This window comes from Rhodococcus sp. YL-1 (assembly GCF_001942025.1).
Classification (GTDB): Bacteria; Actinomycetota; Actinomycetes; order Mycobacteriales; family Mycobacteriaceae; genus Rhodococcus_F; species Rhodococcus_F qingshengii.
This window is the reverse complement of record NZ_CP017299.1, coordinates 5,548,768-5,565,249: the sequence shown is the minus strand read 5'-3', so window position 1 is coordinate 5,565,249 and position 16,482 is coordinate 5,548,768. Positions and strand designations below refer to the sequence as shown.

Here is a 16,482-nt window from a genome sequence, read left to right as displayed (position 1 = left end):
CACCATGAAGTTGAAAACGCGACCCGGTTACCTATCGAGGCTGGGTGCTTCGCTGCTGGTCAGTGTCGTTGCCCTGACTGCGGCCGCCTGTAGCTCGAGTGAGGCGGGACCGACGACGGAACCTGCCGAGGGAACGCGTGTTGTGTCCCACGAATTCGGTGAGACGTCGGTTCCGGGCGACCTCGGGCGAATTGTTTCCCTCGACGAATACGCCGCACTCGGTCTCCTTGCCGTCGGCATCACCCCTGACGTGGTCTTCACGTCGTGGGGATCGGAGATCGGCCAGGATATCTTGGCGTCAGCGGGTACCGAGGTGGTCACGGTGCCGCCGCTCGGTGCACCCCCGATCGAGCAGGTCCTCGCCCAGGATCCCGGACTGGTCATCTTCACGTCGATGGGCGATCGGAGCTACTACGACTCCCTTGCGTCGACCGTACCCACAGTGCCGGTCCCGGCCGTCACCACTCCGTGGCGTGAGAATCTTGCCTTCTTCGGACGCGCTTTTGATCGTCAGTCGGTTGCCGACAAGCTGACTGTCGCTTTGGAGGGCAAGATCGCTGACGTCTCTGCTCGGTCCGGTGGTGAAGTGAACACCGTGTCGGTGCTGATGAGCAGTTCTGGAATCCTTGCCACCACCACCGAGCAGGCGCCGCCGTCGTTGCTGTTGGCGGAGAGCGGCTTCGGGCGTCCGGAATCCCAGCGAGCGAATGCCGCTGGAGGACTGCCGTATGCGCCCCTGTCCGACGAGGCGATCCCGGCGCAGGATGCTCGGATCGTAGCCGTGTTCGACGAGGGCGTGTACGAGTTCGGCAAGGTTGCCGGTGTTCCCGGGTTCTCGAGTCTTTCAGCGGTGCAGGAGAACCGAGTGGCCAAGGTCAACGGAGACATGTGGCTCGCCACTCATCCCTTCGCCACTTTCTGGATGATCGAGGACATGGATGCCATGGCTGCCGGCAATCTGACCGGCACCGGAACCGAAGCTGTTGCCGCGACGCGCTATCAGGAATTCACGGCGCTGACGGCATGAGTTCGAGTGCGTTGAGTCGGCGCCTGGCTCTGCGATGGGGAGCGGTGACGCTCGGCTCTGCGGCTGTGGGTTCTGCGGCTTTGGGTTCTGTGGCTTTGGGTTCTGTGGCACTGAGTGCGTGCAGCCGTGGTTCGGCGAACGAAACCGGTTCTGAGATTTCACCGTTGGACGACGAAGTTCGTGCTGCCGAACAGGCGAGATTTCATAGCGGGCGCACAGTCGAACGGAATCTGACAGCTGCACCGGCTCGGGTGAGTCTGGGCGCCAGAGAGGTCGACACATGGTCGTACGGTGCGGAAGCAGTTGGCCCGGAGCTTCGAATCTCCAAGGGAGACCGGCTCAACGTGCTTTTGCAGAACGACCTTCCGACGGAGACCTCGGTGCACTGGCACGGCATTGCGATCCGCAACGACATGGACGGCGTCCCGCCGGTCACCCAGGAACGAATCCAACCAGGTGCCGAGTTCACCTACGACTTCGTGGCCCCGGATCACGGAACATATTGGTACCACTCCCATTCAGGATTGCAGGCCGATCGAGGGTTATTCGGTGCACTCGTGGTCGAGGACCCGAACGACCGGACCGGAGCCGACGAGGACGTCGTCATCGTGATCGACGACTGGCTCGACGGGCTGGGAACAACCCCGGATGCAGTGCTTCGCGCATTGTCACCGGACGTGCAGGGAGGACACCACGGGCACGGCGGAGCTCCACCGGAAGTCGATGATGCAGAGATTGATTCTGCCGCAGAACTTCTCGCCAGCGGTCACGGCAATTCCGAGGCGCTCGGTGGAATGGCAACGCACATCACGTATCCACTGCACCTGATCAACGGACGGCCTGTGGAAGATCCCTTCGTCGTCAGTGCGACGGCCGGAACTCGGCTTCGATTGCGGGTGATCAATGCCGGGGCGGAGACTCCGTACCGTTTCTCGGTCGCCGGGCACGAGATGACCGTTGTCAGTGCTGACGGGCAGGACGTTGCCTACACAGCCGGAGACGAGATTCTGATCGCACCCGCGCAGCGATACGACGTATTGGTGACGGTGCAGTCCGGCTCGTGGCCCATCGCCGCGAAGGTGGAAGGGAAGTCAGGTGGCGTCGCGTGCCTGCTTCGGACGCCGGATTCGGTAGCGGTCGTCGACCTGACTTCGCCTGCAGTGCTGTCAGGTTCCGGCGGTCGGCTCGTTCTGGAATCGGAGCTTCGCCCGTCAGGAGCGCTGGAGCAGAGGGCACCGGATCGTGCGTATTCGGTGGATCTCATTCAGGCCGGCGATCGATACCTCTGGGGAATGGCGGGCGCCGATGCCGGTCGGTTGAGAATGAAGCAGGGCGAGCGAATACGAATCGTCATGAACAACGACACCGACATGTGGCACCCGATGCACACCCATGGGCACACGTTCTCGGTTCCCTCCTACGGCGGGCTTCGCCGAGACACTGTGATCGTACTTCCGCGTACACAAATGGCGATCGACTTCGACGCCGACAATCCAGGACGGTGGATGTTTCACTGTCACAACGCGTACCACTTCGAGGCCGGGATGACTGCCGACCTCCACTACGTTCGATGAGGAGAGCAGAATGTCAGTTCGCACCGGATTGACCACATTGATCGCTGTTGCAGTGGTATTCACACTGACGTCGTGCGGCAACGATTCGACGGGATCTACCGAGCAAGCGCCGGTCGAGATCTCGGTGAAAAACCTTGCGTACACACCGAACTCCGTCACCGTGCACACAGGACAGACCGTCACGTGGATTTTCGAGGACCAGGGAATGCCGCACGATGTCGTGTTCGCCGAGTTGGGGATCAAGAGCGATCTCCAAGGAAGCGGAACCTACAGTCAGACCTTCGACAAAGCCGGAACGTTCACCTACACGTGCACACCACATCCGAACATGACCGGCACGATCATCGTCGAAGAGTGAGTGCGGCAATGAAAGTGAACGAGTCCGCAGCCCCGGAAGACTCGCCTGGACTCGTCGACCGAGACGCTTTGGGCAGGATGATCGCGCCGGTGAGAAATCAACTCCTCCTAGGGGCGGATCTGTCGGCACTGTCGGTGCCGTTGCGATTCCTGCCCTACGTTGCGGTGGTCGAGATCGCGCGGGTGCTCCTGACCGGCTCGTCGTTGAACCTGGTCTGGATGTGGGCCGCAATCGGTGCAGCGGGCACAATTCTCGGTTTTGTCGTCTACAACGCAGCACTGACCGTCTGTCACACCGCCGACGCGCATTTCAAATACTCGATCCGCTCGCGTATCGCTCGGCATCTGTCCCGAGTTCCTCTGGGGTGGTTTGCAAATGGTGGCACCGGTGAAGTGAAGCAGGCGATGACGGACGACGTGAAGCGGATGCATCTTCTCGTCGCTCACCTTCCCGCCGACGTGGTACCAGCGATCCTGTCGCCGATAGTGGCCCTGATCTATCTGGTGGCGATGGACTGGAAGTTCAGCCTGGTCCTGGTCGGCTACATCGGAGTGTGTCTCGCTCTCGCCGCGCCGTCGATGCGCAGAGCCTATCGAACGAACGTCGACTCCTGGAATCTTGCAATGTCGACATTGACTTCTGCGACAGTAGAACTGGGCGACGGTATCGAGGTTGTCAAGACGTACGGGAGTGGGAGTCGCGCATTCGCGCGCTACTCGAGCGCTGTCGATTCGATGGTTGCGGTGTGCGTGCGATGGATGTCGGGGATGGGAAGGCCGGTGGTCGCGATGTCGATCCTCCTCTCACCGGCGGTACTCATCGTGGTCATCACGGCGACGGGAACTGCAATGTTGTCCGGGGGTTGGATTACCCCGGTAGCTCTTGTTGCCTTTCTGGTCGTCGGAATCGGTGTTCCGTCGTCGGTTCTGCACATGGGAACGATGGCCAACCTCTACCGCGAAGGCCAACTGGGAGCGACTCACGTCGAGAGCATCCTCGGCGAACCAGAGCTGGCCGAACCTCAGGATGCAGTGCCTGCTCGCAGCACTTTGGTCGAATTCGACAGCGTCGGCTTCGAATACACCATTGGGCAGCGCGTCCTCGAGAACATCTCCTTCGAGATGCAACCGGGCACCGTGACCGCGATCGTTGGCCCCTCCGGCTCCGGAAAGACCACTTTGGCGCGTCTACTTCCGCGGTTCTGGGACGTCACGGACGGGTCTATTCGACTGGGCGGAAGTGATTTACGAGATCAGTCCAGTCGCGAACTCTTGAGATCAATGGCCATCGTCTTCCAAGATGTTGTGCTCCTGCGGGACAGCGTGCGCGAGAATATTCGGCTCGGTCGACCGGATGCAACGGATCTGGAAGTGGAGACAGCGGCGAGGCGGGCGCAGATTCACGACGTGATCATGCGACTGCCGGACGGGTATGACACCGAGATCGGTGGTGGTTCGGGCGGTGAGCTGTCGGGTGGGGAGAAGCAACGCCTGACGATCGCCCGCGCCATCCTTCAGAACCCGCCGATCGTCATCCTGGACGAGGCGACTTCGCAGGCCGATCCCCACAGTGAATCGGCCGTTCAACGCGCACTGGGCGAGATCAGTGCAGACGGCGGCACCCTGATGGTGATCGCTCATCGACTGCACACCGTCCGATACGCAGATCAGATACTCGTTCTCGACGCCGGACGGATCGTGGAAAAAGGTACGCACGAACAGTTGTCGGCGCTCGGCGGAACCTACGCGCGGATGTGGGCGCTCCAGAACCCCCTCGTCGAAGACATCTCTCCGCGAAAGGCGCCGCAATGATTCGAGACCTGGACGAAATCCTCGGGCGCGACAATGGGATGCGAGGTCAGATAGCAGGTTTCACGCTCGCCGGGATACTCGAGGGTGTCGTCTTTGCACTGATGATTCCGATCCTGAAAGCGGTGGTTCGCGGCGATTACGACGCCGCAGTTCCGTGGGTTGTCACTGCTGCTCTCGTGGCGGTGGCCTGTGGCGCCGTACGGTGGATCGCCGAGAATCGGGCGTACCGCATCGGAATCGAGGGTTTTGCCGGTGGAATCATGCATCGCCTCGGTGAGCACTTGGTGCAGGTTCCGCTCGGGTGGTTCAGCAAGGCAAACCGTGGAGCGTTCACTCGCCTGGTTACCGAGGGCACGGCTATCTTGATGAGCATCCCGGGAATGATCATCGCGCAACTCGTCACCGTCACGGTGACTCCAGCGACAGTGGCGATCGCTGTCTTGTTTGTGGACTGGCGACTGTCTCTCGCGATGGTCGTCTTCGTTCCACTGGGGATTCGGGCTTACCTCAACGTGCAGCGGGCGGTTGTTCCCGAATACGAGGCGATCGGCAAGAGCGAATCCGAGTTGGCATCGCGCGTCGTCGAATATGCACAGGCGCAGCAAGTTCTACGTTCGGCCGGTAAGAGCGGCGAAGGCTGGACTCGGTTGGACGAAGCTCTTGTGTCCAACCGGGACGCACACCTGCAGGAAATCGGATCGGTCGACAAGTATCTGCTGCGCTTCATGATCGTCGTTCAGATTGCCTTTCTCACCGTCCTGGTTCTGGCGGCACTGCTGGTCACCACCGGGTCCATCGACACAGCAAGCGTGATCGTTGTTCTCGTGTTGGCCGTGAGGTTCGTGGAGCCGATGCAAATGCTCGCAGGATTCGGTGAAGGTATCTCACTGGCCCGGGTGTCGCTCGGATCTGTCCGCGAGATGATCGATGTACCGGTGCTGGCGGAGCCTGAGGTGCCGAAAGAGCCTACTTCGTATGATATTCGGTTCGATTCGGTTTCCTTCGGCTACGGCCCGGATCGCGTGATTCGTAACGTGAGCCTCGAGTTCCCGGACTGCTCGGTCACCGCTCTGGTCGGTCCTTCCGGTTCCGGAAAGACAACTCTGGTTCGGCTGATCTCCAGATTCTGGGACGTAGACGAAGGTGCGGTAACCATCGGGGGAGCCGATGTTCGCGAGATCGGAACGAGAGCATTGATGTCTCGGATATCGACTGTCTCACAGCAGGTTTACCTGTTCGACGGAACCATCCTGGAGAACGTTCGGTTGGCGAGACCGGATGCCACCGAGTCGGAGGTCCGTCAAGCAGTGGTGGATTCCAGGCTAGGCGAAGTGATCGACCGTTTGCCGAGCGGTGAGGAGACCAGGGTAGGTGAAGGCGGATCACTGCTGTCCGGCGGTGAACGTCAGCGGGTCTCGATTGCGCGGGCATTCCTCAAGGACACTCCGATTGTTCTTCTCGATGAAGCGACTTCAGCCCTCGACGGAGAGAACGAAGTCGCCATCACCGAGGCAATTCACCGATTGGCCCGTGGTCGAACGGTGGTGATCATCGCTCATCGCCTGTCGACTATTGAGGGAGCAGATCGCATCGTCTACCTCGAAGACGGTGGGGTGGAGGAGGTCGGTTCCCACGAAGACCTGATCGCGCGAGGTGGAAAGTACTCGGATCTGTGGGCCGAGCGCAGTGGTGCGGAGGGATGGAGGATCGACCGAGCGCTCGAGCCATGAGCAAACCGTGTGGTTTGATCGACGAATGGACGAAGCTGCTGCAGATCCAGTGAAACCGCCGCGCAAGCGCCGGTGGCCTCGTTGGGTCGCAGGCATTGCGGTGCTCGGAGCAGTTGTCTATGCGGGCTCGATCGTGTGGATTTCCGTGGCGTCGGCCGGCCATACGTCGGACGCCGTCGATGCTCCCGATGCTCCGGTAGTGATCGTGCTGGGCGCGCAGATCAAGGACGGTAAGCCGATGGCTTTCCTGAAAGGGCGGCTGGACGCAGCAGTCGAACTGGTGGCAGCGGGAAAGGCTAAAGCGGTCCTGGTCTCCGGCGACGCGAACGGCGGCTCGGGTGACGAGATCGCGGCGATGACGAACTACCTGGTGGAGCAGGGAATAGATGAGCGTCGCATCGTGGGGGATCCGTACGGCCTCGACACCTATGACACCTGCTTCCGGGCCATACATACGTATGGGGTGACCAAGGCGTTGATCGTCACTCAGGGGTATCACGTGCCCCGCGCTGTTGCATTGTGCCGAGACGTCGGCATCGACGCAGACGGTGTGAACAGCGATTGCGGGTGCGCAACTCCGACGCTGATCAAGAACGCCGCCCGGGAGTGGGTTCTTGCCAAGCCCAAGGCAGCGCTGGACATGCTGTGGAGTCGGGACGCAAAGGTGACGTCGCCGTCGGAGGACTCGGTCCAGGTGGCGCTGTCGATTCCCTGACGGGGGTGAGTGCGCACGGTTTCTGTCGAGCGAACACACGCTCCGGAGAGTCGGAGCGTGTGTTCACTCGAGGTGAAGGGTGCTCGGTCGAGAGTCAGATCAGTGCTGCGGCGGCGAATGCTCCCAGTGCGATCAATGCCGCGCCGGTGACGCTCTGCACGCGACGGTCCACGACGCACATGATCGAGAGGAATCCCGGCATCGAGCCACCACGCTTGGTGTGCACGATTGCCGCGAGGCTGGGCATACAGCGGCCAAGGGATACGACCGTGAACAGCGCCGCCCCGAGAGCTGGTGAACCCGAAGCCATGACGCCGAGTGCCAGGAGGTAGTACGCACTCGAGCGGATGAAGATCAGAAATCCCGGACCGATGATCGCGCCGAAGATCAGCGAGACCTTCCAGGGCGCCATTGTGCGGCGCAGATGGCGCGGAAGCTGTTGGCGCCGCATTGGAGTCGGCATCCTCACCGCACCCAACTCGTGCAGCCCGTACGCAACCGCGACGACGGCCCAGATGCCCAGCGCCCAGCCGACCGGGACGTAGCCGGACACCGCCGCTCCGAGAGCGCCGATCAATGCCCCGGTGACGGCTCCCGTCGTGACCGAACCCAGAGCGTGCCAGCCGAGTCGGCGGACGGGAGTCGAGGATCCCTTCCGATCGACTTGCTTCGGCGCGGCAACAACTCCGGCGACGGACATTCCGCAGGTCGACCAGTTCGCGGCCAGCGACGTAACCAGTCCGGCGCCGATAACAGCTGTGGTCAAAGCTGTTGTCGCAGATGGCGTGGCCACGAGTGCGAGGCCGGCACCCGCAGCGGCGCCCGCCGCGACGAGGCTGACACGGGTCTCGGTGCCGACCGAGCCTTGAAGGGTCGGCCGGATGTCAGGGACATCGGTCTGCAGTGGGCCGTGTGAGAGAACAGTAGTCATCAGATCCTCCGAAGTGTTTGTGGTTCAGGAAAAGTGTCGAGTCGAAGTCGCAGCGAAAAGTGATGAGCCAGTGTTCACAGCACTGTGATGACTCCGATCATGTACGGGTGCACGGAGCACGAATATTCGTAGACTCCGACGCTCTCGAACGTGTGCCGGAACGTTCCGTCTCCGGTGATACCGCTGTCGAACAGGCCGGGTGATTCCACGTGATGCAGGAGTCCGCCGTCGTCGAAGCGCCACTCGACGGTGCCGCCGTGTTCCACGGTGACGTCCATCGGGCTGAACTGAACATTGCTGATCTCGACCACCACATCGGGGACGGGATCTTCTGTGCCGCAAGCTGGGACACACGTCGCCGCGACAGCCAGGCCGAAGCCGATGATCCACCTCCTCACTATTGAACGATCACGGCGCCCACCATCATCGGGTGGGGCGTGCAGTGGTAGGTGAAGGTTCCGACGTCGTCGAACGTGTACGAGAAGGTTCCCTCGGTGAGCAACTCGCTCTTCAGTTTCCCATCGAGATCACCGTTGCCGACCACGTCGTGGGGGAGTCCGCTGTCGTCGAACTTCCATTCGACGGTCTGTCCCTTCTCGATGGTGACCGATGCCGGTGTGTACGCCATGTTCTTCACCGCGATCACGACTGCAGGTTCGTCCGACGACGCACCGGCATCACTACTGCAGGCGGTGAGGCTCAGGGCAGCGCACGCGGCCAGGAAAGCGGGAACGAGTTTCTTCATGAGGTGTTCTCTCCATTCTTCGACTTGTCAGCGGACGTAACGCAGATTTGCCGTCATGCCGGCCTCGAAGTGGTAGGCGTTGTGGCAGTGGAACATCCACTCGCCGGGATTGTCGGCGTCGAACTCGATGGCAAGCTCGGTGCCGGGTAGGACGTTGACGGTGTCGCGGCGAAGTCCGCCGTAATCCGGTACCGCAAACGTGTGGCCGTGGGTGTGCATGGGGTGCCACATCGTGGACGTGTTCTTCATCGTGATCCGGACCCGTTCGCCCTGTTTCATGACGAGCTTGCCCGCATCGGCTCCCGCCATTCCCCAGACGTACCGATCGCCGGCCTGGATCAACTCGATGCGGTAGTCGCGATCAGGCGATTTCGTCTCGAGCCGTGCGGATTCCGCGGGCCGGAGTTCGCTTTCGGTGACCAGTCGGCCGGCCAGTTCCGAGAGGTTTCCGCCCACATCCGGGTTCGCCAGGGCCAACGCGTCGGTGCTGCGTAGGACGGTCGACGCATGACCATCTCGGCCCTCGACCTTCGCCACCACCGGCCATGTTCCCGACTTCACCGTCACCAGTACGTCGTAGCGTTGGGCCATTCCGACGATGATGGTGTCAGCGGGAGTTGGTTCCACGTCGTAGCCATCGGTAGCGACGATTGTCATCTCGTGACCGGCCACAGCAAACCGGTACGGAGTTTCGGCCGCTGCGTTGATGATTCGCAGTCGCAGGGTCGAACCGGGCGCTGCAGTGACGACAGCAGGATCGTTGGGTGGCCGCCCGTTGATCAAGTGCAGTGGATACGCGATGTGTTGAGTCATCCCGCCGAGTGGTTCGGAAGAACCGTGTCCGCCGCTCACCAACTGTTGCGCGACGGACATGTCGGCTTCCGAGTGTTCCGCCGGAGTTGTTGCCCCACCGCCGTGTCCGCCGTGCCCGCCCGAAATTGCCGGGTTCAGGGCCATCAGGACGGAATCCGGTGTGGTACCCAATCCGTCGAGCCAGTCGTCGAGCACCAGAACGGCATCGATGTCGGCCCCGGTGATGTCGTTCGGGTTCTCGACGATCAAGGCGCCGAACAGCCCCCGATCGGCTTGTAATCCGCTGTGCGAGTGGTACCAGTACGTTCCCGGATCCGGTGCGATGAAGTTGTACTCGAAACTCGAACCGGCGCCGATGGGAGCCTGCGTGGTGGGTGCCGCGCCATCCATGTCGTTGCGGATTCGAATTCCGTGCCAATGCAGTGTTGTTTCGGCGTCGAGGCCGTTCTGGACGCTGACGTTCACCCGGCCACCGGACTTCAGGCGAAGTTCCGGAGCCACCGCAGCGCCTCCGTACGTCCACGTGTCCACGAGGCGTCCGCCAAGATCTACCGTCGAGAATCCGGCGGCAAGGGCAAACGCAGCGGTGGTCCCGTTCCAGGCTCGCGCCGATTCTGCGGCGGCAACTTCCGGGTCGGTGGGCAGGATGTAGTCGAGATCGGTCGTCGGCGTCGGAGATGCTGCAGTGGAACTGCATCCGGCAATCGTCCCCATTGCGCCGAGCCCGAGTGCTCCGGCGCCGAGTGCTCCCAAACTCAGGAAGCGGCGCCGCCCCATCACCACACCGGATCCGGGACGACTCATCGGAGTACTTCTGGTGTGATCAACCCGCTGACATCCCCGACGTTGCCCGAGACATCGACGGAACTGACCTGCTCGCCGGTGCTCGCGTTGTAACCCACGATCTTCTGCGGAGCGGAGCCTTCGACCTCTGGTCCCGAACCGAGCACGTAGAACGTGGCGCCGTCGACGGAAAAGGTCATGCTCTTGATGTCTGTCAAGCCGAGGTCTGCAAGCGTCAAGCTCTTCACCGGGGCGAAGGTCGTTGCCTCGGACAAGTCGATCTTGACCAGTGAGCCTCCCCGAGCAGAGTCCGGATGAATAGCCGTGTCCGTGTACGCGATTGCGAGCCGGGTTGCGTCGGCGTTGATGACGTTCTCCGAGAATCGACCGGAGTCCTGCCCGGCGTTTCCGATCGGCTTGACACCTTCCTGAGGCAGTCCGTTGGAGAAGTCGAAGACGTACACATCGCCGTTCTCACTGACCAGCAAGGCTTTTTGTGCTTCCGAGGCCCACGTGACCTTACGGGTGGAGACAAAATCCTCGGGTAGGACCTTGCTTCGGGCGGTTTCCTTCGGAACACCGTCGTCACCGATCGTGACGTGCAGCAGTTCCCGGGTGTCCTCGCAGACGCTGTACAGCTCGTGATCGACCATCCACGTGAACGGACCGCAGCCGACTATCTGGAGTACACCGGTCGCTTCCTTCTTCTCGAGGTCGACCACTCTGATGCCGTACAAACCGTCGTCCCACGTGACGAAGAAATTGCCGTCGGACGTCACGGCGTTCGAGCCGGGACGGGAATGTACGCGTGCGACGTCCGGAAGCATGACCTCGGCTGGTTCCAACAGGTTTCCGGAGTAGGTGCTGACCGTGAAATCTGCTGCGCCGCGGGAACCTCGGGGCCGCCACACCTCGGCAGCGAGGACCGCAGGATCTTCGGCGGAATCCCCGACGAATCCGTGAATGACCGGATCCCAGATACCCGGGCCGACGGTGATTCGGCTTTCGGCCACACCGGTTTTCGGATCGATGACGTTGACGCTGAGCTCGAGTTGGCCGAATCCACCTTCGATGCCCAGCAAGCGGTCAGCTGCGATCGGGGTGATCGAACCGACGTGCAACGGCTCGGGAATGGTGTCGCCGATTTCCTGGTCGTCGTGACCGAGGGAGATCCCCTCGCCCGGAGCAGTGAACGGAACTGTCGGATAGGTGACATCACCTGCGCTGGAGGGTTCGTCGTTGTCGGACGAACTGCAACCGGCCAGCGCGAGTACGACGGTGAGTGGGATGACGGCAACGGCGGGTCGCGCCAGTTTTCGGGTTCGCGGACTGCTCATGATCCGGCACCGACCTTGGGGCGCTCGGCCGGTCGAGTCTGGCAGTCCTCACCGATGATGGGCGCCATCGTGCAGGTGTATGCCTGGGACTCGTCGGAGACACACCAGATGATTTCCTGGTCGTAGCTTCCGGAGACCGGGTTGTACATCACGGCCTGCATGTCCGGTTCGCCGCAGAATGCGTTGGAACACGAAGGCGCACCGCAGCAGTCGTAGTAGGCGATCAGATAGGTCTTGCCGGTATCAGGGTTGGTGCAGCATCCGACCCAGAACTCTGCGCCGGGCTTGCTGCCGGGGGCGCAGGTGGTGACACCGCCGCCGTTGCATGCGGCACAGGACGTTCCGTCCATGTTGCACCAGCGCCAGTACTCGCACTCGGCCGGATCTTTACCGTCGTAGACAGGGACACGAGGTTCGGGGCCAGGTGCCGGCGCAGGAACCTCGGGCTCTTGGGCGAAGGCACTACGTGTCACGGGAAGTGTGCTGATCAGTGCCACCCCTGACACACCCATGGTCCACTTGCCGATCCGACTGATCATGGATCGCCGCGAAACTCGTTCGGATAGTTTACGTCCGGTTCGGCTGGTGAGCGAACCGCCCTGGCCTGCCATCCATTCGGCCTGGGCCTGAACTGTCGCCTCGTCGACGGGATATCGATTCTCCGTCATGTTGTGCTGCGGGAATTCATTGTCGTCCAACGATTTTCTCCTGATTCGTGAAGAGGATCGAACTGTGCAGGAAGATCAGGCCGCGCTGCCGGATTTCGCCTGGGCATGAAGGTGCTGGAGTGAGGGGGTGCCGGATTCGAGCGCATTGAGCAGGCTTTCCACCTGGGCCATGTGATTGCACAGGCCCTTTCCTCGGATCTTGCCGTGCTCGTCGAGAATCACGCCGTACGGAGTGGTGCCCACCTGGTATGCGATACCGACGTCTCGAGCGTCGATGTAACTGAGCTCGGAACCGATCCCGCTGCCGGCCAGGAACTCGCGATGCTCTTCGGGTGTTCCGTCGGAGATGATGATCACGTCGAGATCCGATTCGGCTCGGGCCATTGCCCTTACGCCGGGAAGAAGGCTCTTGCACGTCGAGCAACTCGGTGCTGTGAACAGCAGGAGTTGAGGTTTGTCGCGGTGACCACCGACTCCGACGATCCGTCCTTCCTGATCGATGAGACCGGCAAACGATGGGCCGGCCTGTTCGACCTTGGGCCCGGTATCCATCATCCGGGCACCGAGAGGTCCGAGACGTACTTGTACGCGGCCGATTTCACGAGCCAGAGCAAGAACCATCAAGAACAGTACGGCTACGGCGATCACCAGGATCACTGTCGCGACAAGGAGGAAAGTGGTCATCGTGGTAGTCCTGCCTTCGAGTTTTCAGTGGTGGGGATGTGAGTTCACGAGCCGTACCGGGACGCGGTTTCGGCGGTTCGGAGGCGGATGGAGGCGCTCGACAGATAGTCGTCGACTGGGCGTCGTCCGAGGTGGACCACCGAACGAATCTGTGCGAGCGCAACTCCCGCCAGAACGAGGAGGAATCCGAAGGTCGTCGCCACGACCTGGACGCCGATCTCAGCCTGTCCGGCGGTGACCGACAGTGCCACAGCGATCACCGCGAGTGTTCCGGCGCGAACGGCGTGGAACCATCCGATACGCGGAATCTCGCCGACTCCGAATGCAAAACATCCGCAGTCCAGATCGCGTCGCCCACGCAGGAGGTTGATCGTGAGGCCCGTGAAGAACGACGCGAACATGACGGCAGCAACCAAGGCGGCGAGGCGATGGGCCACGCCGAGAACCAGAAGGATGCCTACGACGGTTTCCGCGACGGGAAGGATGCGAGCGAGCGGTACTTCGAGTCGCACCGGCAACACTTTGTATCCGCGCACCGAACGAAGGACCCCGTCGTGGTCGTTCAGCTTGGGAATGCCGGCGAGCAGGAGAACAAATCCGATGATCGCCGAAGTGGTGGCGCTGACCAAGTCCATGCTTCCTCCGTTCCTCTCGGGTAGTGCCGGTGGTGTGTGGGACACATCCTGTACGGGCGATGCTGCGAATCGGCGTCGACCGCGCTACGCCTGGACGAGGTGCAACTGAGAGAGCAGTTGTCGTGTGAGAATCGGAGAACTCGCAGGTCAAGGTGCTCCCGGAGGGGCCGGATACCGTCGGCCGCCCTTGATCCGGCATGACGCTGGGTGGGAAACAGAGTCGGATTCTCACTTGAAAGTTCTGTGCGCGCCATCGTGGAAACTGCGCGGAAACATAAGCGGACTAACTTGACCGAATTCTGACAATTCGCTCGTAGGTTCGGGCCTGGACGCGACGGACGGTGACTCATGGCCGTGAGTGCGGCACTGCGTGCGGCGATCACGCGAGCGCAGAATGCGGATCAACACAGTGAGCCCGTGTTCTCCCCGCTCCGTGGTCTCGGACGAGGACGTCTGACCCCGATCGACCTGTTGGGGCAATCACTTTCCACGATCGCTCCGGCAACGGGAATGGTGTTCATCGCCCTGTGGATGATCACCTACAGTCCCGGCTACGTCGGGTTGGCTGCGATTGCTGCGACAACTTCGGCGGTGTTTCTCGTTGCGTTCTGCATCACTCAGTTCACGCGGAGACTGGCCGCAGCAGGATCGTTGTACAGCTTCGTCTTCCAAGGCTCCGGTATCCGGGCGACACTGACGGCGGGTGCCGCACTGGTACTCGGGTATCTCGGAATCTCGGTTTCGGTTTTCTCGCAGGCAGTTCCGAGTCTGCTCGATACCATCGCCATTGTCGGCCCCGACGTGCGAGGGCCTGCCGCGACGGTGATCACGACGGTGGCGATTGCCCTGGCCGTCGCGTGGATTGCAGTGCGAGGCGTCCGGTTCGCCACCCGAGCGATCCTGGTCGTCGAAGCGTGCTCGTTGATTCTCATCGTCGTGGTCATGCTGGCGACGCACAGTGACACGACAACTGCTGTTGCCCTGCCGAATCCGCCGCTGAGTGCAGTTCCGTTTCTCGCGATGCTGACGGTGCTCAGCATGGCGGGCTTCGAAAGCTCGGCCTTCTTCGGCCCGGAAGCGAAACGACCACTCATCAGCGTCACACGCACGGTTCTCATTTCGCCGATCATCTGCGGGGTCCTCTTCGTTTTTGCGGCCTGGGCGGCGATGACCGGCCACGGCGCAACGATCGTCGGAGCGTACTTCGAAGGAACGGCATCCGGAGCCAGCGCGGAAGTGGTTCTGGCAGTCAAGATCGGAATGACGTGTTCCTGGTTCGCATCCACTCTCGGTTGTGCGCAGGCGGGTTCGCGGTTGTTGTACTCGATGGGGATCGAACGGGTACTGCCTGCGCCGCTCGCTCGCGTGCACAGACGGTTCCGCACCCCGTACGTTGCGGTACTTGCGTTCGTCGCGGTAAGTGCGGCGGGAGTATTCATCTATTCGGATACGGTTCGCGACGATTCGGGATCCTTCGACGGGGTGGTGGAGACCGCGTTGGTCTGCGCTTACACGCTGGTGGCCTTTGCCTCGTGGAAGTTCTTGCGCCGAATCGGGGAACACACGTCGCTGACTCGGATATGCACCGTATCCGTGAGCGCTGCGGGTGCCGGTCTACTGGCCTACATCGTTCTCGACGGTGCGGTTCACGGGATGTGGGCACTGCCGATCGCGGCGCTTGTTGTTGCGGTCTCGGGGACATTGTGGAGTTCATTGCTTCGGAGAGCCAGACCGGAAAGCCTTCTGATGGTCGGCGCTTTCGACAGCGTCGAGACGGCGGACCTGTTGCCCGGTGCGGGCACTCTGCTGATCGACGGTGACGGGCGAAGGCGACTCGTTCCGGATCGTGGGACCGCCGAGGGTGACTCGCCGGAGCATGGGCGGTGACCGCGGACCGTGCAACCGCTGGTCCACGATCAGGCAAACAGATCGGCGAAGAGACCCACTTCAGTGGACAACAACCGCGTGCGGTTCAGAAGGCGCTGGGGATGCTCGAGGCGGTGGCTCATCTGGGACCGGGAACAACCGCGAAGGAGATCGCCACTTTTGCAGGCGTTCCATCGGCCACGGCGTACCGGATGCTGAATCTGCTGGTGGCGGAGGGCTTTCTCGTGCGGGTGCCCGACCTGTCAGGGTTCGCGTTGGGACGTCGGACTGCCGAGCTCTCGCATGCGGCGTCGTCGAGTGGTCCGGCGCCGACGCTGCACGAGCGCGTCGAGGACATGCGGACACACACGAGGTTCGGATTGCACGTCGCGTCATTCGCCGGTGGGCGCTTGAGGTTCGTCGACAAGGATCCGGATCACGAGATCATCGGAATAGCGGCACTGGCCAAGAACCTTCACGCGAATGCGCTGGGGAAGGTTCTGTTGGCGCACGACGAGCGGTTGCTTTCGGGTTTGGAACTTCGCCGGGTCACGGAGTTCACCCTCGGTGATTTCGATGCGTTGTATGAGCAGTTGAGCTCTGTTCGCCTGCAGGGTTTTGCATTCGAGAACCAGGAATGCCGCCTGGGTCGATCCGCGGTCGCAGTACCGGTTCGAGATCACGCAGACCAGGTGGCCGGCGGGTTGTGTGTTCAGGGAGCGAGCGGGCGAGTGACGGACGAGGATCGAGAGTTGGTCGGTTTCCTACTCGATTGCGCGCGTCAGCTCACCGGATTGCTCTGACG

Annotated in this window: 16 protein-coding genes; 8 read left to right on the top strand and 8 right to left on the bottom strand. The window is 61.8% G+C overall.

What is annotated here, in order from left to right; translation table 11 throughout:
* The first annotated feature begins 4 nt into the window (after positions 1-4).
* From BH682_RS25905 to BH682_RS25880, 6 genes are read left to right on the top strand one after another with little or no spacing between them, the layout of a single operon-like run.
* Positions 5-1,027: an ABC transporter substrate-binding protein gene (locus tag BH682_RS25905; RefSeq protein ID WP_042925933.1), complete on the top strand. Its 1,023-nt coding sequence runs from the start codon at positions 5-7 to the stop codon at positions 1,025-1,027.
* On the top strand, positions 1,024-2,601 hold the full coding sequence (locus tag BH682_RS25900; protein ID WP_075834546.1) for a multicopper oxidase family protein: 1,578 nt from the start codon (positions 1,024-1,026) through the stop codon (positions 2,599-2,601). Before BH682_RS25905 ends, BH682_RS25900 begins: the two co-directional genes overlap by 4 nt.
* A 10-nt stretch (positions 2,602-2,611) precedes the next feature.
* Complete coding sequence (locus BH682_RS25895; RefSeq protein ID WP_050656040.1) at positions 2,612-2,959, top strand: cupredoxin domain-containing protein; 348 nt, start codon at positions 2,612-2,614, stop codon at positions 2,957-2,959.
* Positions 2,956-4,770, top strand: coding sequence for an ABC transporter ATP-binding protein (locus tag BH682_RS25890; protein WP_223304587.1), 1,815 nt, complete (start codon positions 2,956-2,958; stop codon positions 4,768-4,770). The genes BH682_RS25895 and BH682_RS25890 overlap by 4 nt, the downstream gene beginning before the upstream one ends.
* A complete protein-coding gene (locus BH682_RS25885; RefSeq protein ID WP_075834544.1) occupies positions 4,767-6,500 on the top strand; it encodes an ABC transporter ATP-binding protein in 1,734 nt (577 codons plus the stop codon). The genes BH682_RS25890 and BH682_RS25885 overlap by 4 nt, the downstream gene beginning before the upstream one ends.
* A gap of 25 nt (positions 6,501-6,525) precedes the next feature.
* Positions 6,526-7,215 (top strand): SanA/YdcF family protein, encoded by a 690-nt coding sequence (locus BH682_RS25880; protein ID WP_064443658.1) that lies wholly within the window; start codon positions 6,526-6,528, stop codon positions 7,213-7,215.
* 94 nt (positions 7,216-7,309) lie between these two features.
* On the opposite strand, the gene BH682_RS25875 is transcribed toward BH682_RS25880, so the two are convergent.
* From BH682_RS25875 to BH682_RS25840, 8 genes are all read right to left on the bottom strand, one after another.
* Positions 7,310-8,146 carry a methylamine utilization protein gene (locus tag BH682_RS25875; RefSeq protein WP_075834542.1) on the bottom strand — a complete coding sequence of 279 codons (837 nt, stop codon included), beginning with the start codon at positions 8,144-8,146 and terminating at the stop codon, positions 7,310-7,312.
* Between the two features lie 74 nt (positions 8,147-8,220).
* The gene (locus BH682_RS25870; protein WP_054780973.1) at positions 8,221-8,544 is read right to left on the bottom strand and encodes a cupredoxin domain-containing protein; all 324 of its coding nucleotides are present in this window, start codon (positions 8,542-8,544) and stop codon (positions 8,221-8,223) included.
* Positions 8,544-8,891 carry a plastocyanin/azurin family copper-binding protein gene (locus BH682_RS25865; RefSeq protein ID WP_075834538.1) on the bottom strand — a complete coding sequence of 116 codons (348 nt, stop codon included), beginning with the start codon at positions 8,889-8,891 and terminating at the stop codon, positions 8,544-8,546. Before BH682_RS25865 ends, BH682_RS25870 begins: the two co-directional genes overlap by 1 nt.
* A 27-nt stretch (positions 8,892-8,918) precedes the next feature.
* The gene (locus tag BH682_RS25860) at positions 8,919-10,508 is read right to left on the bottom strand and encodes a multicopper oxidase family protein (protein ID WP_075834536.1); all 1,590 of its coding nucleotides are present in this window, start codon (positions 10,506-10,508) and stop codon (positions 8,919-8,921) included.
* Entirely contained in the window at positions 10,505-11,824 is a 1,320-nt protein-coding gene (locus tag BH682_RS25855; RefSeq protein ID WP_075834534.1) for a hypothetical protein, read from the bottom strand. The genes BH682_RS25860 and BH682_RS25855 overlap by 4 nt, the downstream gene beginning before the upstream one ends.
* Positions 11,821-12,492 (bottom strand): methylamine dehydrogenase light chain, encoded by a 672-nt coding sequence (locus BH682_RS25850; protein WP_075835487.1) that lies wholly within the window; start codon positions 12,490-12,492, stop codon positions 11,821-11,823. The genes BH682_RS25855 and BH682_RS25850 overlap by 4 nt, the downstream gene beginning before the upstream one ends.
* Positions 12,493-12,567: 75 nt before the next feature.
* On the bottom strand, positions 12,568-13,176 hold the full coding sequence (locus tag BH682_RS25845; protein ID WP_021345728.1) for a redoxin domain-containing protein: 609 nt from the start codon (positions 13,174-13,176) through the stop codon (positions 12,568-12,570).
* 44 nt (positions 13,177-13,220) lie between these two features.
* Positions 13,221-13,811: a MauE/DoxX family redox-associated membrane protein gene (locus BH682_RS25840; protein WP_063315621.1), complete on the bottom strand. Its 591-nt coding sequence runs from the start codon at positions 13,809-13,811 to the stop codon at positions 13,221-13,223.
* A gap of 348 nt (positions 13,812-14,159) precedes the next feature.
* Between BH682_RS25840 and BH682_RS25835 the strand changes: the two genes are divergently transcribed.
* Together BH682_RS25835 and BH682_RS25830 are read left to right on the top strand one after the other, a co-directional pair.
* Positions 14,160-15,698, top strand: a complete 1,539-nt coding sequence (locus tag BH682_RS25835) for an APC family permease (RefSeq protein ID WP_075834532.1) — start codon at positions 14,160-14,162, stop codon at positions 15,696-15,698.
* A complete protein-coding gene (locus BH682_RS25830; RefSeq protein ID WP_075834530.1) occupies positions 15,695-16,480 on the top strand; it encodes an IclR family transcriptional regulator in 786 nt (261 codons plus the stop codon). Before BH682_RS25835 ends, BH682_RS25830 begins: the two co-directional genes overlap by 4 nt.
* Positions 16,481-16,482: the final 2 nt, after the last annotated feature.

Excerpts from the sequence above, each read along its gene's own strand:
- BH682_RS25905 (WP_042925933.1), top strand. The coding sequence starts at position 5 with ATGAAGTTGAAAACGCGACCCGGTTACCTATCGAGGCTGGGTGCTTCG.
- BH682_RS25900 (WP_075834546.1), top strand. The coding sequence starts at position 1,024 with ATGAGTTCGAGTGCGTTGAGTCGGCGCCTGGCTCTGCGATGGGGAGCG.
- BH682_RS25895 (WP_050656040.1), top strand. The coding sequence starts at position 2,612 with ATGTCAGTTCGCACCGGATTGACCACATTGATCGCTGTTGCAGTGGTA.
- BH682_RS25885 (WP_075834544.1), top strand. The coding sequence starts at position 4,767 with ATGATTCGAGACCTGGACGAAATCCTCGGGCGCGACAATGGGATGCGA.
- BH682_RS25880 (WP_064443658.1), top strand. The coding sequence starts at position 6,526 with ATGGACGAAGCTGCTGCAGATCCAGTGAAACCGCCGCGCAAGCGCCGG.
- BH682_RS25875 (WP_075834542.1), bottom strand. The coding sequence starts at position 8,146 with ATGACTACTGTTCTCTCACACGGCCCACTGCAGACCGATGTCCCTGAC.
- BH682_RS25865 (WP_075834538.1), bottom strand. The coding sequence starts at position 8,891 with ATGAAGAAACTCGTTCCCGCTTTCCTGGCCGCGTGCGCTGCCCTGAGC.
- BH682_RS25860 (WP_075834536.1), bottom strand. The coding sequence starts at position 10,508 with ATGAGTCGTCCCGGATCCGGTGTGGTGATGGGGCGGCGCCGCTTCCTG.
- BH682_RS25855 (WP_075834534.1), bottom strand. The coding sequence starts at position 11,824 with ATGAGCAGTCCGCGAACCCGAAAACTGGCGCGACCCGCCGTTGCCGTC.
- BH682_RS25850 (WP_075835487.1), bottom strand. The coding sequence starts at position 12,492 with ATGACGGAGAATCGATATCCCGTCGACGAGGCGACAGTTCAGGCCCAG.
- BH682_RS25845 (WP_021345728.1), bottom strand. The coding sequence starts at position 13,176 with ATGACCACTTTCCTCCTTGTCGCGACAGTGATCCTGGTGATCGCCGTA.
- BH682_RS25840 (WP_063315621.1), bottom strand. The coding sequence starts at position 13,811 with ATGGACTTGGTCAGCGCCACCACTTCGGCGATCATCGGATTTGTTCTC.
- BH682_RS25835 (WP_075834532.1), top strand. The coding sequence starts at position 14,160 with ATGGCCGTGAGTGCGGCACTGCGTGCGGCGATCACGCGAGCGCAGAAT.